Raw genomic sequence first — 13,283 nt, 5'->3', positions numbered from 1 at the left:
CTTATCTAAAAATCATAATCCCTCACCGCTTTTTCCAATTGCTTCAACTGGATAAATTCTGCCCTTGTTACCCTTTGTCCGCTGTAATAGCACATATAATTTCTTTTTAGCACGGATGTACTCCGCAATTAACTTCCCAATTTGTTCCGTTTCAGCTTGCCTACCCTGTGGAATAGACGTCCAGAACTTCTGATCTCGCAGGCCAACGCCTACGGTAATGACCAATAGCTTCTTCCAGCCTTTAAAATCCACATGAAATACCCTGTTAGCACCAATCTCGTGCTCAGCAATTACAATTTTCCTCCCCTCCAGATCCAGTTCAAATGGCGGTTCCAGTTCCCTCATACCTAAATTTGGAAAAAACCCTTTATTTCCCGGCAGCTTTTTTCTTTTCTTCAGGATGATCTTGAAAATACTCCCTTGCCTTTTTCAATCCGGTGGCAATGGCGATTCCCTCATCATCGCTTTCCTTTAACACTTCGTTGGCAATTTCAACCGCTTTTTCACGCAGGTACCTGGGCTGGTTTTTATAAGATGGTGGATATTCTCCTTTAGGCCATGGCATAATTCCTCCTTTTTAAAACCAAACAGCATTTTGAACGGATTGTTTATTTATCGTTACTGTTGCCTGAATTACAATAAGAGTGAATTTGTATGATCATGTCCTCCCCATCAAACTCATATACATCACAGGAATGAACTGCATTCACCAGCTCGCCATTCCTTTTAAACGCTCCGTAACCATAAATCACTACTTTACTTTCACTGGCCACACTCCCTCTTTCTTTGAAATCCGTTTCGACCGAGGCAAAATATTCGGCTATCCCGTTGCAAAACTCCAGTACTTGAGCCTTACCTATCAAATGCTTGTGGTCTTCATAAATATGAAATTCAACCTCGTCAGCTAACCTATCTGCAACCTGACCAAATTTTCCTCCTGAGAATAACCTTGCAATCGCCAACCTATTTTCCATATCCATTGATTAAATGCTGTAAACAAATTTACTAACCAAAGCAAGACACTTGCATCCCATAAAACGACATTTTAGCGGGGGATTCACGACAGGCTTTGACATTTTTCGCGCATTAGCTATCTTTCTAAAAATTTATAGATGAGCATAGTTCTCCAAACGATCCAGTTTAATTTATTAGGCAATCCCTATGAGATCAGTCTCTGGGTTGATGACGAGGAAATGGGAAGCCTGGAAGCGGCATTTCAAAACTGGTCAATCCGCAAGGATGACTATACGGATTACGATTTTGCCCAGTACATCACTTCCAAAGGGCACTTCGCACTAACCGTAAAAGAATACGATCACAGGGAACAACTTCGACAGTACTTTGATCAGCTAGATAAAGGAGTGAATATGGAAACAGTCATCCGCGAAATCCTTCAACGAAAAGGAATGCTGGAAGAAATGGACAAGATCATCGACAGCTATGCATCATCATCTGCCGGATGATTGCGGTATAATTTAGATTTATTTTAGATAGCGGTCCTTATAGAAGAGAACGGTTAGTTTATTGTATGTTTATGCAGAGATAAATTCAAACCTGCTTTTTGTATCTATAACCGTATGATTATGAACTGCTTTAGGAAATTTCTGGTGGCAAGTATCCTCTTTGTGCAGTTTTTCACAACTACACTGAATGCTCAGGAAAATATAAGCCTCACAACGTTCAATAATGGTCAGGGCCTATCACAAAACTCTGTATACAGCATTTTTAAAGATAAGACCGGCTTACTTTGGTTTGCAACACAAGATGGCTTAAATAAGTATAACGGGTACAAAATCACTGCTTATAAACACCGGGTTGATCATAAATATACTTTACCATCAAATTTTATTACGACCCTGGCCGAGGATAAGAACGGCGATTTATGGGTTGGTACACGCATCGACGGACTCAGCAGATTTAACAGGTCCGCCGAAAATTTTAGCAGCTTTAAACATGAGGCTTCTGATCCGGGTTCCTTAAGTGACGATAAAATCAATGTGGTGTACAGGGACCGGGCATCTAATATTTGGATCGGGACCAGTAATGGCTTAAACAGAAGAGATGAAAAGACCGGAAAATTCCTCCGCTACTATCCTAAGCCGGAAAGTAAGAATACTTCAAGTGATAACTTTATCCTGTCGATCTACGAAGACATCAAAAATAACCTATGGGTCGGTACCTCAAACGGACTTTTTCTGCTTGATCGCAAATCAGAAACTTTCGATGCTTTTATTGAACCCCAGGGAGATAAGTATGCAGATAACGCTATAAACGTGATCGCAGAGGATAGTAAACACCGGGTCTGGATGGGAACAAACAAGGGCTTGAAAGTTCTAGAAAGAAACACCAGAACCTTTCGTCACTTCCCTGTTACCCCTGACGAATTCTCAGAAGTGAGTGTCAACCCGGTGTTCTGCATCGCTAAAAAAGGACCGGACAATTTCTGGCTCGGCACCAACACGACCTTACAACTGTTTGATGCGACATCGGAAAAACTGGTCTCAGTAAGCGACCGAACACCGGAAGATAATCTAATGCCGAACGATGGGATCTATTCTCTCCTTGCCGACGATTCTGGTATCCTATGGATAGGCACAACCAGTCAGGGCATTCTTAAACACGATGAAAATTTGCCCATATTTCCATCTTTTAATTCTTCATTGAAAAGTAATCCAAGTGCAAAAAATATAATCCGTGGCATGTCTGAAGATCGAAAGGGAAATATCTACCTGGCAACTGACGAAGGCCTGAGCTACCTCAGCCGGAAGAACAATTCATACCAACATTTCGGTTATAGAAAAACTGATAAAAATAGCCTTGCCAGCAATTACACAACTGCAGTCCTGGTGAGCAAGTACAGCGGAAAAGTATGGGTGGGCACTTTCAATAGCGGGTTGGACTGTTTCGACCCTGCAAGCGGTAATTTCCGGCATTACCGTAAAGGAGACAATCTAGCTGCTCTGTCAAGCGATGCCATTTACGTTCTTTTTGAAGATCATAAAGGCAACATATGGATTGGGACAGATAACGGACTGAATCTCCTCGATCCCAATAGTGGACGAATAACGAGTTTCTTTCACAAACCCGGAGACCCGAACACGGTTGCTGACAATGCCGTTCAAGCCCTCGCTGAGGATAGTAAGGGAAACATATGGGTCGGTGGTTATTACAACGGGGTATCCGTCCTTAATCCACAGACAAAAACTTTTACTCATTTAAACTCTGGTAACAGCGCACTTAAAAAAAATGTAATCAGTGCATTTTATCCCGACAAGGATGGAAATATGTGGATCGGCACGATGGAAGCAGGCCTTGCTTATTATAATGCAAAGACTAGAAACATAACTTCTTACAACGAGAAAAATGGTCTGGTCAACAACACGATAAATTATATTTCAAAAGATAGGCAGGGCAACATCTGGCTCGGCACCAACCAAGGCATTGTGCGCCTGGACCCGAAAGAAAAACTGTTCAGAAATTTCAATATTTACAACGGCCTTAAAACCCTTGAATTTAATTTTAACTCGGGTGTAAGTCTGAAGTCCGGTGAAATAGCATTTGGCAGCATCAACGGCTTCAACCTGGTTAACCCAGATCAGCTGGCCTTCAACACAAACAAACCCAAAATCCTACTAACCGGCCTGGACTTGTTCAATAAACCAATGGCTGTTAACGTTCCTGGATCGCCACTTAAACAATCGATTTCTACTACCAAGACAATAACTCTTAGCTTCCGCGAATCTGTATTCACCGTTCGCTTTGCCGCATTGGACTATACTATGCCGGCGATGAACCGGTACGCATACAAGCTAGAGGGTTTCGATAAAGAGTGGCGTTATGCCGTTGATATCCGGGAAGCAACCTATACAGGACTGCAACCTGGCACCTATGTCTTTCATGTGAAAGGCTCCAACAATGATGGTGTCTGGACTGATACACCAGCGGAACTGGTGATTGTCGTCAAACCACCATACTGGAGGACCTGGTGGTTCAGGATCCTGGTCGCTTTAAGTATAATCGCGATAATGATCGCCGTCTATAAATACCGCATACGGCTGCTGAGCCGGCAAAAAATACAGTTGCAGTCGCTCGTAGAGCATCGGACTGCTGAATTGAGCACACAGGCGGCAGAACTTCATCGGCTGAATTATGAATTACAAACTCAGTCAGAGGAACTCCAGGTTCAATCAGAAGAATTGCAATCACAATCAGATGACCTATGGTCTAAGGCAGAAGATCTGGAGCGGCTTAATTTAGCCTTGGAACAGCAAAAGGCCGAAGAACAGAAGGCCCGTCGCGAGGCGGACCTGGCAAACCTAGCCAAAAGTACTTTCCTGGCAACAATGAGCCACGAGATTCGCACACCGATGAACGGAGTACTGGGAATGGCAACGCTGTTGAAACAAACGAAAATGACGGCCGAGCAAACAGAATATACCGAAGCGATTTTGAATAGCGGGGACTCGCTTTTGAACGTGATTAATGACATTCTGGACTTTACCAAAATTGAATCCGGCCACATGGAGCTGGATCCCCATCATTTCAATTTACGCAGATGTATTGATGAGGTTTTCGATTTGGTCGTACCAAAAACCAATACCGATGTTGAGCTGAAGCTAGAGCTGGACAATTTGGTTCCACTAGAAATTTGGGCCGACAGTTACCGTTTAAAGCAGGTACTGACAAATTTAGTGGGGAACGCTATTAAATTTACCAGCGCTGGACAGGTTTCAGCCACGGTAAAAGGAACAAAAAATCAAGATGATACCTGGCGACTGTATTTCGACATAAAAGATACTGGTATTGGGATGCCATACGACAAAATTTCAGGGCTTTTTACTGCCTTTAATCAAATTGACTCCTCCATCGCAAGAAAATATGGCGGCTCTGGTCTGGGCCTTGTCATTTGCGAGCGACTGATCACCTTGCTGGGTGGGTCAATATCAGTGGAAAGTGTCCTGGGCAAGGGCAGCACTTTCTCTTTTAACATCCTATGCAAAAGCGGAATTAAACAAGAATCAGCATTGAAAACTGAATCAGAAAATTCTAAAAAAGACTTAAAATCCGACCTGGCAGCTGGTGTCGCCGCGGAGTTTCCCTATGATCTATTGGTCGCTGAAGACAACATCATGAACCAAAAATTGATTTTCAAGGTCTTGCAAAAACTTGGGTATACGCCTGATCTTGCCGAGGATGGCCTGAAAGCATTAGATATGATGGAGAGAAAATCATACAACCTGATTCTGATGGACATCCAGATGCCGAATCTGGACGGCTTGGAAACCACACGCCGCATACGGGAAAGGTACGGCGAAAGGCCACTAATCCTTGCCATGACTGCAAACGTACTCACCGAAGACAGACAAGACTGTCTGCGAGTGGGGATGAATGGCTTTTTATCTAAGCCGATTAATATTGAAGTGCTCATCAACACACTTAAAACCATGCATAAATCTTTATGAGACACTTGTCTATTTTAGCCTTTTTTATAGTGATTCATCAGATCGCATCAGCCCAGCCACATGGTACCATCGTCGGGAAAGTTACCGACTCAAACTCACTTCCCATGTCAGGGGTAAGCATTCATTGCGGTGAGACACGGATTGCAACGTTGACCGATGAGCGGGGAAATTTCACCCTTAAAATGCCTGAAGGCAATTATCGGCTAGCCTTCAGTTATGTAGGCTTCAAACAAAACGAAGTAATGGTAGAGGTGTCAGCAAATACCTCTACCCAAATCGGAATCCGCTTAGTAGCCAGCCCATCACAAATGGAAGAAGTGGTAATATCTACGGTTAAGATGCAAACTACTACTGTAACCCCTACACGCGTGCAGGTTCTCGATGTCCCACAGGCGATTTCAGTAATGGGCCAGCGAATGATCCGTCAGCAAGCCGCTTTTGATCTGACTACCCTTACAAGAAATGTTGCCGGTCTAACCTTTACAGGTAATTACAGTGGCGCAGGTTCCACCCAATTTTTCAACGCCCGGGGTTTTGATCTGAACGAGACCCAGAATTACCGCTGGAACGGCATGATGGTGATGAACTGGGGAAATCACTACGCAGACAATATCGAGCAGGTCGAATTCCTGAAAGGACCAGCCTCAATACTTATTGGCGATGCAGCACCAGGAGGGGTGATGAATTTTGTGACAAAGAAGCCACTCGCTGACTTTTCAGCGAACCTAAATTTAAAGACAGGTTCATGGAAGCTGCTTCGCCCATCGCTGGACATCACAGGTCCGATTTTAAGAGACCGGTCGCTGCGATACCGGCTCAATACGTCTTTAGAAAAAAAGGATAGCTTCAGGGACCATGTATCATCTACCATTGCCTTTGCTGCACCAGCTATCGCCTGGGATATATCAAGTAAGCTTACCCTAAATTTGGAAGCAGTATTCAACAATTCAAAAGCAACTGATGATGCTGGGCTTGTATCTCCGGACGGCACCGCCAAAGGCTTAAGGACTTTGCCACCGTCACTCTACCTCGGTGAGCCTCGACGTCAATACCTTTATAACAATAATCACTATTTCGCCACTCTGACTTATGAGCTAACCCCATTGTGGAGAATTAAAGCGATGGCCTTTAACGGCAAGACAACCAATCGCCCGTTTGGCATCTGGTTTGATCAGCCGAACACCGAAGGCGACTTTGTCAGGCGCGGTTACGGCTTTTACAGGAATTCCGCAAACAGGAGTTTTTCTGCCGAAATTTCGGGAATGTTCTTCACTGGGAAGGCGAGGCATAATGTTTCTCTGGGTCTAGAGTATCAAAGTAGCAGCTCTCGCCATACCAATGGCGGAGAATTGGACTCTTTAGATATGGCCAATATATTCTCACCCCCTGGAAGCCGCTCAACCAGCCTTGAACCCGCTGAATCTCCATTACTTCCTTACCAGATGATTATAAAACGAAAAGGCATCCACCTTCACGACCAGGTAAGTCTCCCCGGCGGCCGGGTATTTGTTTACGGAGGACTCAGGCTGGGTTCAACATCTCAAGGAAACCGATACCTGCCAAAAGAAGTAGGCGGCACCGAATATGAAGGGCTCGCAGATGATGTAACTGACAAGTTTATGGTTATCCCGCGCTTTGGTTTGATCTTTAAACCTGCGGACAACTATTCTATATACAGTTCTTTCTCTAAAGGCTTTGAAGTCAATTCACCGGATATATTTGCTAAAAACTATCTCGAATATTCGAGTCCACCAGCTACAACAAGCGACCAGCTTGAGCTTGGAGTCAAAACCAGTTTCATGGAAAACCGTTTTGGCATGACTATGGCCGTGTTCTTAATTAACAAAAAGAAACCATATGGGTATGTTTACCTTGACCCTGAGAACCCAAATTTCGATGAATACAATGTATATTACCAGGGCCATCATAGAAGTCAGGGAATCGAATTTGAGATGGACGGAAGACTTTTCCCTTTTCTCACCACTAACGGAGGCTTAGCGATAATTTCCACCAGAGTAGTAAACGATCCTGGTTATCCAAGTGGGAATCGGCTCCCAAATGCACCAAAATTCAGCTTCAATTACTGGATAAATTATGAGCACCCGGCATTCCTGAAAGGATTCAGTGCCAGTACCGGCGTTTTTTATCAAGGAAATTCTTACCCTGGAATTGACAACGACCCAAACCTGTTAATGCCAAATGCGTACACCTGGGATGCCGCTGTTGGTTATCAGCAAAGGCAGATTGGAGTGCAGCTCAACCTGATGAATATTACCAACCAAATCAGTTACCTAAACCCCTGGCAGTTCAATCTCTTCGACGTGAAACCGCCAAGACAAATGGTTATAACACTAAACTATAAATTCGGGAAGTAATCCAGAGACCTAATAAAACAGGCCAAATGATTACAACGCTGTGAGAGACGAAAAATGAAAAACTTATTATAACGCAATTTTACTAGTCAATAGAGACTTAGTTTTGCGGTTACTAGTCCTCTTTCTGGACCACCTCTTCAATTATATCAAATAGGTGTTCTTTTGTCTTATGCACAGCCTTATAGACATCATAATGATTGCTCCAAAAAATTCCGCAGAGATTCTCTAAATTTTCTGTCTTCCGGGAAAGATCTTGCGCATGATTGCTACGCGTATTGCCATTGGTTCTGATAGGTTACTAATTTAAGGAATCGCATTTATTCAGCAAAAATAATTCGGTTGGGCCGCTTGCTAATCGGCTTCGCTCATTCTGCTTCTCACCAGATGCACTTTTAGGGAAAGTCCAACGGTGTTATAATCCTGCACCACATGCTCGACCTACTCATCAGCGGCAATTCTACCTGGGTTTCCAGAATACTTTCAGAAGACCACCACTTCAATTAGACCTAACAGATGTTTCTTTGTCTTATAGACAACCACGGCAAGGTCCCTCATCCAATAGTCCAGCCTGTTATGTTTCGCGTTTAAGCTCACAGTGTCCTCAGGGATTGAATCGTTGATCATCAGTTCTAGCAGGTTAATGTGCATAAAAAGGAGGGTCTCAGTTTTACCTGCTTGTTCGCTAATCATAAAGAGATCTCTTTTGATTTCGGCGAGCTCAGCGCTATAACGTGGCGCAGTTGACTTCACGAAGTCATCATGCAAACGTTCGAGATAACCTACATTAATCCGGTGCGAATCCAGATCTGTCACCCAACGTTTAGTGATTGCCAAATACTGCAACGATTTGGACGGCTTATTGATAAATACTTTCATAATTTTATAAATAAGCTGCATAGTTGAATATATTAATTCTCAAATCTCACGATTAATTCCCGGCTATAGGATGATAACAATCACATTTTCAGCAAACTGTGGTCAAGAAAATTAATACTCGCTATCATTACATTACTTTGGTGAGCCTACCTGTCGGGGAGCACTACTATTATTTTTTTTTTTACTCAACGGTATATTTTGCAGTAACCGAATTAACAGGTATCTTAATACGCTTTTCGGTTTTATACAACCCAAATATCTCACCAGATATAGATTGTTCCTATGACAAAAAACGATAATTTAAAAGACGGTAATCTGCCTGACTATAATGCCGCCGGTAGCAAATTCGCAGATAAAATTCTTAGCAAAGATAATTCTGCAGATAAACACGAATTGTTCCGGCTTGTTATTGAACATTTGCCTGACCAAATCTATTTAAAAGACAGGCTCGGCAAATTTTTATTATGTAATACGCCGGTCGCTAAAAACGCAGGGTGTGCAAGTCCGGAAGAGGTTATCGGGAAAACGGATTTTGATTTCTATCCCACCGAGGCTGCCGAACGGTTTCTGGCTAATGAAAGCAAGATTATGCAAACGGCTGAGGCGCTAATCAATCATGAGGAACACTATATAGATAAGCAAACCAATGAGGTTAAGTGGAACTTAACAACCAAAATCCCAATCCGCGATCAAGCCAATGTCGTCATTGGCCTGCTGGGAATTAACCGCGATATCACCCAAATTAAAAACGCACTGCTTCAACAGGAACGAACATTAATCGACCTTCAACACCGTAACCGGGAACTGGAAGAATTCACGCACATCGTCTCTCATAATTTACGTTCCCCGGTTGCAAACATCCTGGGATTACTGCCATTAGCAACTGACCGAGATCCCTGTCCGGCTGAAGAGATAATACCCATCTTAGAAAACATAGCTTCATCAGCTAAAAAGCTTGACGCGATGATTCGTGATCTTAACAAAATTTTAGAGGCCCGACAACAACCGACGGAATAAATCTAACTAAAATTCACTGGTGAACTACCAGAACAGGTACTTTACTTCCGCGTTTGCCCTAGCGTTAGCTGTCATTGCGAGCAAAGCAAAAAAATCGCGCACAGCTTTTTTACCCGTACGCTTTCCCAGCCAAGGGGCAAGTTTATCGTTACCAGGAATATACCAATCCACCTGCTCCGCAAACAGTGCCACAATCGCATCGAGATTTCGCGCTCCCATAGCTCCAAGAAAAGCCTGTACTGTTTTTAACGTTGTATCATCTGTTGACAAAGCAGCTTCATTTACAACAAATCTAGAGAAAACTGCCGAACCAATCATATTCCGGATCAAATAGTACCCAAAAAAAGCTGAAGAACTAAAGAACAGCACCGAACTGCAAGACACACCAAAAAACTTTGTGACCATGCTCATTGTTATAGAATCGACAGGAACATCAGGTTCTTTACCCATGCAAAATGATCAACCGAATTAAATCTCTGATCTGGATTATTGTTGTCTTGACCACAACAGGGACCAGCCAGGCACAGTCCAATCAAAAGCAAACACAAAAGCAGGTAGAAAAACTGTACTCTGGCCTGTGGACCGACAAGCAAACAACCAGGCAGCTGGAAATATCCTTTCAGTATGGTTATGCAACGATTACAGACTGGACAAGCAAATTTCAAAAACGAGAAAGCGGAGATATCTATCAAGGCTCTATCAAAAACGGGAAGCTCATCATGCCGGAAGACACCCAGCACCGCGCACCTTACAGTGAAATCCTATACAAAAACAATACACTCATCTACCTGACCAAGTCAATTGATTCAGGAAAAACACTAGAATGGGACAAACGAGTGTTTACCAGAGTAATTTCCAAAAGCCAATGACCAGATTCAACCTATTCATAGCCTCTGCCCTACTCCTTGCTGCATGTAATGGCGATAAAGCTAAGCAGCAAACTCCAACGGGTAGCCAGGCCATTCCCGTCAGCCCGAACCCTAAGCCTCAAATCCATACCGACACCTTGCAATTCATCCACTTTGAAGGCAACTTTGATTACTGGTCCTGCATATTCCTCAACTCCTCAAAAGATACCGTCACCCTGGTCACTGACAGCATGATCAATGAAAAATTCAAAAACAGACTGTTTGAAGTCAAATGGTTCAAAGATACGCTCGTTCAAGCAGGTGATAACGACAGTAAATTTGCAGCAAACCGCATGTCACATTTTAGACCCATCAAAGGAAAACCCTTCGTAGCACCCATTACAGAAGAAAAAATTTTACAGGATATCAGGGATCTACCGGAAGTACAGAGCGGAGCAGACCAGGTGGTCATTGCTGAAAGACCTGCCGACGGAAAAAATTACTACCTTGTTGAAACCGGAACACATGGAGAAGATAATTTTTCCCGTTTATGTATGTTCCGTGTATACACCTATCCCATATACAAAATAACAGTTTTGGTCGCGGCAGAAAATACAGAACTCAGCCTGGAGCAATGGAGAAACCTGAATCATTAACCCAATCAACATTTAAATCAAGCCTAAAACGATGAACAGCACTAAATTCATTTTAAAACTCTCTTTCTTGATCGTTCCATTCGTCATCCTTAGCCTAATTCTACATGACGGCGGCACGAGTGGCGGAGTTGGCGGTGGCGGATATGATTTATCAGGCCTGGTTTACGGCTCACTTCTTTTTGCACTCATCATTATATGGCTGATCTGGATGCTGATCAGTTATTCAATCAGCAAGACTGCGGCAGACAAGAAGCTGCACCTAAGATTGCTCATCACAGGTTTGGTCGCCCTGATCGCAGCATGGTTCATTACTCCGAGAATGTTTTAATCATCGAACTCCACCCATTTCTTCTGGAAATAAACTGTTGCAGGTTGCCTATTTTCCCCGCTAATGTTAGCTACAATAAAAGAGCCCCGCTCACCGGTATATTTGATAACGAGCTCATCTCGTTGCGCAGAATCATAATATGACCCATAAGGACATTGAAAAAGATTGCCTTCTACATCGGATGTAAATACAGAGAACAACACCATCTTCCTGGAATTGGTATCTGGTAACGCATAACCGATAATCCGGTAGTCTGCCCGAATGTTATTGAACACATGGAAAATACTGTCACGCCTGTAAATCACCGCTTTTTGAATAGCCTCCTCACTGATTTCAGGTGGCACATACCTCTGCTTTTTCAGTGTATCCTGCTCAGATGAAACCTGGCGCGGGCTGGAATTGACCTTAGTCACACCTGTATCTATCTGCCGATGATTGGCATCCGTAACACAGCCAGAAAGCAATAAAAAGGCAAAATTGATTAAGGCAAAGCCGAAGGCCTCTGTGCTGCGTTTATACACTTCTATGGCAAATTTACTCATAAGTCCTTTCGGTAATATCAATCAGCAGATGGGTGCCCTCTCGCCACTTGATCCATCCATCGTAGTACTTTCCAGTGTCGAAATTAGATTCCCTGCCAAATCCCTTTTTCACTTTAATCCAATCCCCTTTAACATCAGTTACCGCAAATGGAAGAAAGGTCTGATCCTTAAGCTCAAACAGCACCTTTCCATCGGGAACCTCATAAATGACCAGACTATCTTTAGTAATAAACTCCACTCTTTTCAAATACCGTTCCCAGGTTTCGAACACATACCATCGCGGATTATATTTCGAACCCGGGCAATTGATACAGCTATTATCATACAGCATTCTTTCCTCGGAATAATAAACCGCCCCAGGAGCCTTCTTTATTACAAATTCATTCATATTAGCCTGGTTGCCGATCACCCGGAAAAATTTTTCACCGGTATCCACTACCGCAAATTTCAACTCCGGTCCAAACCGAACCAAACCCATTTTTAGATGTTCTTCTCCCTCTTCATCTGAATCCCCTTCGCTTATCAAATAGGGCTGTAGCTCAATACCTGAAAGAAACAAAGTCTTACCTGATTTACCAATCTCAAATTTCAGGGTATCAAAAGGCAAATCATCCGCCTCATTTTTATACAAAGGGATAGGATATTGGGTATTAACGGTTAACAGCCCAAGCCCGATCGCCTGAGGCCGGCCCTGCTTTTGCCTGGCGCAACTGCATAAAAAACTGAGAAAGCCCATGAGTATAAATAGATTTTTGACCCGTAACATAGCATTTTTATTTATACCAACTCTTTTAACCATCATTTTGATTGCGAAAACGCACAAACAATACTGATAAAATAATAAAATAAGGGATACAGAACAGCACCCCAGTCCATGCTTCCTCTTCCAGCGAGAAAGCGAAATAACACATTATGACAAGCGGAACTGCAAAAAAGCTCAAGGCGCTTAAGAAAAAATTGTCGCTAACCCGTGCCTTCAGATTCAGAAATACAGGAAAAGTCCCTAACGCCAGGAAAAGATTGAAGCCTATGGCAATACCGTAGGGTAGGTTCTTCATATCCGTATCTGCCGTGCCAATTAGACTTGTCGACTGCAAAATAAATACACCTGCAATGCTGACCGCAGAAGCGATCAGGAAACTTAGCAACATTATCATCAGGTATTTCATTGGGTTAATT

15 protein-coding genes are annotated in these 13,283 nt (G+C 43.1%); 7 read left to right on the top strand and 8 right to left on the bottom strand.

Annotation, left to right across the window (positions count from 1 at the left end):
• Positions 1 to 12 precede the first annotated feature (12 nt).
• The 3 genes from EZ437_RS11720 to EZ437_RS11710 are packed head-to-tail and all read right to left on the bottom strand — an operon-like array spanning position 13 to position 974.
• Positions 13 to 345 (bottom strand): hypothetical protein, encoded by a 333-nt coding sequence (locus EZ437_RS11720; protein ID WP_131596199.1) that lies wholly within the window; start codon positions 343 to 345, stop codon positions 13 to 15.
• A 22-nt stretch (positions 346 to 367) separates the two neighbouring features.
• Entirely contained in the window at positions 368 to 565 is a 198-nt protein-coding gene (locus EZ437_RS11715; RefSeq protein WP_131596197.1) for a DUF2188 domain-containing protein, read from the bottom strand.
• A gap of 43 nt (positions 566 to 608) precedes the next feature.
• Positions 609 to 974, bottom strand: a complete 366-nt coding sequence (locus EZ437_RS11710) for a hypothetical protein (protein ID WP_131596195.1) — start codon at positions 972 to 974, stop codon at positions 609 to 611.
• A 138-nt stretch (positions 975 to 1,112) separates the two neighbouring features.
• On the opposite strand from EZ437_RS11710, the gene EZ437_RS11705 reads away from it, so the two are divergent.
• From EZ437_RS11705 to EZ437_RS11695, 3 genes are all read left to right on the top strand, one after another.
• Positions 1,113 to 1,463, top strand: coding sequence for a hypothetical protein (locus EZ437_RS11705; RefSeq protein ID WP_131596193.1), 351 nt, complete (start codon positions 1,113 to 1,115; stop codon positions 1,461 to 1,463).
• A 120-nt stretch (positions 1,464 to 1,583) separates the two neighbouring features.
• Positions 1,584 to 5,462, top strand: a complete 3,879-nt coding sequence (locus EZ437_RS11700; RefSeq protein ID WP_165500395.1) for a hybrid sensor histidine kinase/response regulator — start codon at positions 1,584 to 1,586, stop codon at positions 5,460 to 5,462.
• Entirely contained in the window at positions 5,459 to 7,837 is a 2,379-nt protein-coding gene (locus EZ437_RS11695; protein ID WP_131596189.1) for a TonB-dependent receptor, read from the top strand. Before EZ437_RS11700 ends, EZ437_RS11695 begins: the two co-directional genes overlap by 4 nt.
• A gap of 480 nt (positions 7,838 to 8,317) precedes the next feature.
• On the opposite strand, the gene EZ437_RS11690 is transcribed toward EZ437_RS11695, so the two are convergent.
• Entirely contained in the window at positions 8,318 to 8,713 is a 396-nt protein-coding gene (locus EZ437_RS11690) for a hypothetical protein (RefSeq protein ID WP_131596187.1), read from the bottom strand.
• 282 nt (positions 8,714 to 8,995) lie between these two features.
• Here EZ437_RS11690 and EZ437_RS11685 point away from each other — a divergent pair, with 282 nt between their 5' ends.
• Positions 8,996 to 9,730: a PAS domain-containing protein gene (locus EZ437_RS11685; protein ID WP_131596185.1), complete on the top strand. Its 735-nt coding sequence runs from the start codon at positions 8,996 to 8,998 to the stop codon at positions 9,728 to 9,730.
• A 24-nt stretch (positions 9,731 to 9,754) separates the two neighbouring features.
• On the opposite strand, the gene EZ437_RS11680 is transcribed toward EZ437_RS11685, so the two are convergent.
• On the bottom strand, positions 9,755 to 10,180 hold the full coding sequence (locus tag EZ437_RS11680; RefSeq protein WP_131596183.1) for a nuclear transport factor 2 family protein: 426 nt from the start codon (positions 10,178 to 10,180) through the stop codon (positions 9,755 to 9,757).
• A gap of 5 nt (positions 10,181 to 10,185) precedes the next feature.
• Between EZ437_RS11680 and EZ437_RS11675 the strand changes: the two genes are divergently transcribed.
• Genes EZ437_RS11675 through EZ437_RS11665 form a run of 3 tightly spaced genes read left to right on the top strand, consistent with a single transcriptional unit; the run spans position 10,186 to position 11,562 of the window.
• Entirely contained in the window at positions 10,186 to 10,599 is a 414-nt protein-coding gene (locus EZ437_RS11675) for a hypothetical protein (RefSeq protein ID WP_131596181.1), read from the top strand.
• A complete protein-coding gene (locus EZ437_RS11670; RefSeq protein ID WP_131596180.1) occupies positions 10,596 to 11,234 on the top strand; it encodes a hypothetical protein in 639 nt (212 codons plus the stop codon). The genes EZ437_RS11675 and EZ437_RS11670 overlap by 4 nt, the downstream gene beginning before the upstream one ends.
• Positions 11,235 to 11,265: 31 nt before the next feature.
• The gene (locus EZ437_RS11665; RefSeq protein WP_131596178.1) at positions 11,266 to 11,562 is read left to right on the top strand and encodes a hypothetical protein; all 297 of its coding nucleotides are present in this window, start codon (positions 11,266 to 11,268) and stop codon (positions 11,560 to 11,562) included.
• Here EZ437_RS11665 and EZ437_RS11660 read toward each other — a convergent pair.
• The 3 genes from EZ437_RS11660 to EZ437_RS11650 are packed head-to-tail and all read right to left on the bottom strand — an operon-like array spanning position 11,559 to position 13,273.
• Positions 11,559 to 12,104: a hypothetical protein gene (locus EZ437_RS11660; RefSeq protein WP_131596176.1), complete on the bottom strand. Its 546-nt coding sequence runs from the start codon at positions 12,102 to 12,104 to the stop codon at positions 11,559 to 11,561. The two genes, EZ437_RS11665 and EZ437_RS11660, sit on opposite strands and share 4 nt — an antisense overlap.
• On the bottom strand, positions 12,097 to 12,870 hold the full coding sequence (locus EZ437_RS11655; protein WP_131596174.1) for a hypothetical protein: 774 nt from the start codon (positions 12,868 to 12,870) through the stop codon (positions 12,097 to 12,099). The genes EZ437_RS11660 and EZ437_RS11655 overlap by 8 nt, the downstream gene beginning before the upstream one ends.
• A 25-nt stretch (positions 12,871 to 12,895) precedes the next feature.
• Positions 12,896 to 13,273 (bottom strand): hypothetical protein, encoded by a 378-nt coding sequence (locus EZ437_RS11650; protein ID WP_131596172.1) that lies wholly within the window; start codon positions 13,271 to 13,273, stop codon positions 12,896 to 12,898.
• Between the last annotated feature and the right edge of the window lie 10 nt (positions 13,274 to 13,283).

Source organism: Pedobacter psychroterrae (assembly GCF_004331695.1).
GTDB lineage: Bacteria > Bacteroidota > Bacteroidia > Sphingobacteriales > Sphingobacteriaceae > Pedobacter > Pedobacter psychroterrae.
Note: the sequence above shows the minus strand (reverse complement) of the source record. Positions and strands in the feature narration are given on the sequence as shown.

Bases quoted from the DNA above. Each gene is read 5' to 3' on its own strand.
- EZ437_RS11720 (WP_131596199.1), bottom strand. From the start codon at position 345: ATGAGGGAACTGGAACCGCCATTTGAACTGGATCTGGAGGGGAGGAAA.
- EZ437_RS11715 (WP_131596197.1), bottom strand. From the start codon at position 565: ATGCCATGGCCTAAAGGAGAATATCCACCATCTTATAAAAACCAGCCC.
- EZ437_RS11710 (WP_131596195.1), bottom strand. From the start codon at position 974: ATGGAAAATAGGTTGGCGATTGCAAGGTTATTCTCAGGAGGAAAATTT.
- EZ437_RS11705 (WP_131596193.1), top strand. From the start codon at position 1,113: ATGAGCATAGTTCTCCAAACGATCCAGTTTAATTTATTAGGCAATCCC.
- EZ437_RS11700 (WP_165500395.1), top strand. From the start codon at position 1,584: ATGAACTGCTTTAGGAAATTTCTGGTGGCAAGTATCCTCTTTGTGCAG.
- EZ437_RS11695 (WP_131596189.1), top strand. From the start codon at position 5,459: ATGAGACACTTGTCTATTTTAGCCTTTTTTATAGTGATTCATCAGATC.
- EZ437_RS11690 (WP_131596187.1), bottom strand. From the start codon at position 8,713: ATGAAAGTATTTATCAATAAGCCGTCCAAATCGTTGCAGTATTTGGCA.
- EZ437_RS11685 (WP_131596185.1), top strand. From the start codon at position 8,996: ATGACAAAAAACGATAATTTAAAAGACGGTAATCTGCCTGACTATAAT.
- EZ437_RS11680 (WP_131596183.1), bottom strand. From the start codon at position 10,180: ATGGGTAAAGAACCTGATGTTCCTGTCGATTCTATAACAATGAGCATG.
- EZ437_RS11675 (WP_131596181.1), top strand. From the start codon at position 10,186: ATGATCAACCGAATTAAATCTCTGATCTGGATTATTGTTGTCTTGACC.
- EZ437_RS11670 (WP_131596180.1), top strand. From the start codon at position 10,596: ATGACCAGATTCAACCTATTCATAGCCTCTGCCCTACTCCTTGCTGCA.
- EZ437_RS11665 (WP_131596178.1), top strand. From the start codon at position 11,266: ATGAACAGCACTAAATTCATTTTAAAACTCTCTTTCTTGATCGTTCCA.
- EZ437_RS11660 (WP_131596176.1), bottom strand. From the start codon at position 12,104: ATGAGTAAATTTGCCATAGAAGTGTATAAACGCAGCACAGAGGCCTTC.
- EZ437_RS11655 (WP_131596174.1), bottom strand. From the start codon at position 12,870: ATGTTACGGGTCAAAAATCTATTTATACTCATGGGCTTTCTCAGTTTT.
- EZ437_RS11650 (WP_131596172.1), bottom strand. From the start codon at position 13,273: ATGAAATACCTGATGATAATGTTGCTAAGTTTCCTGATCGCTTCTGCG.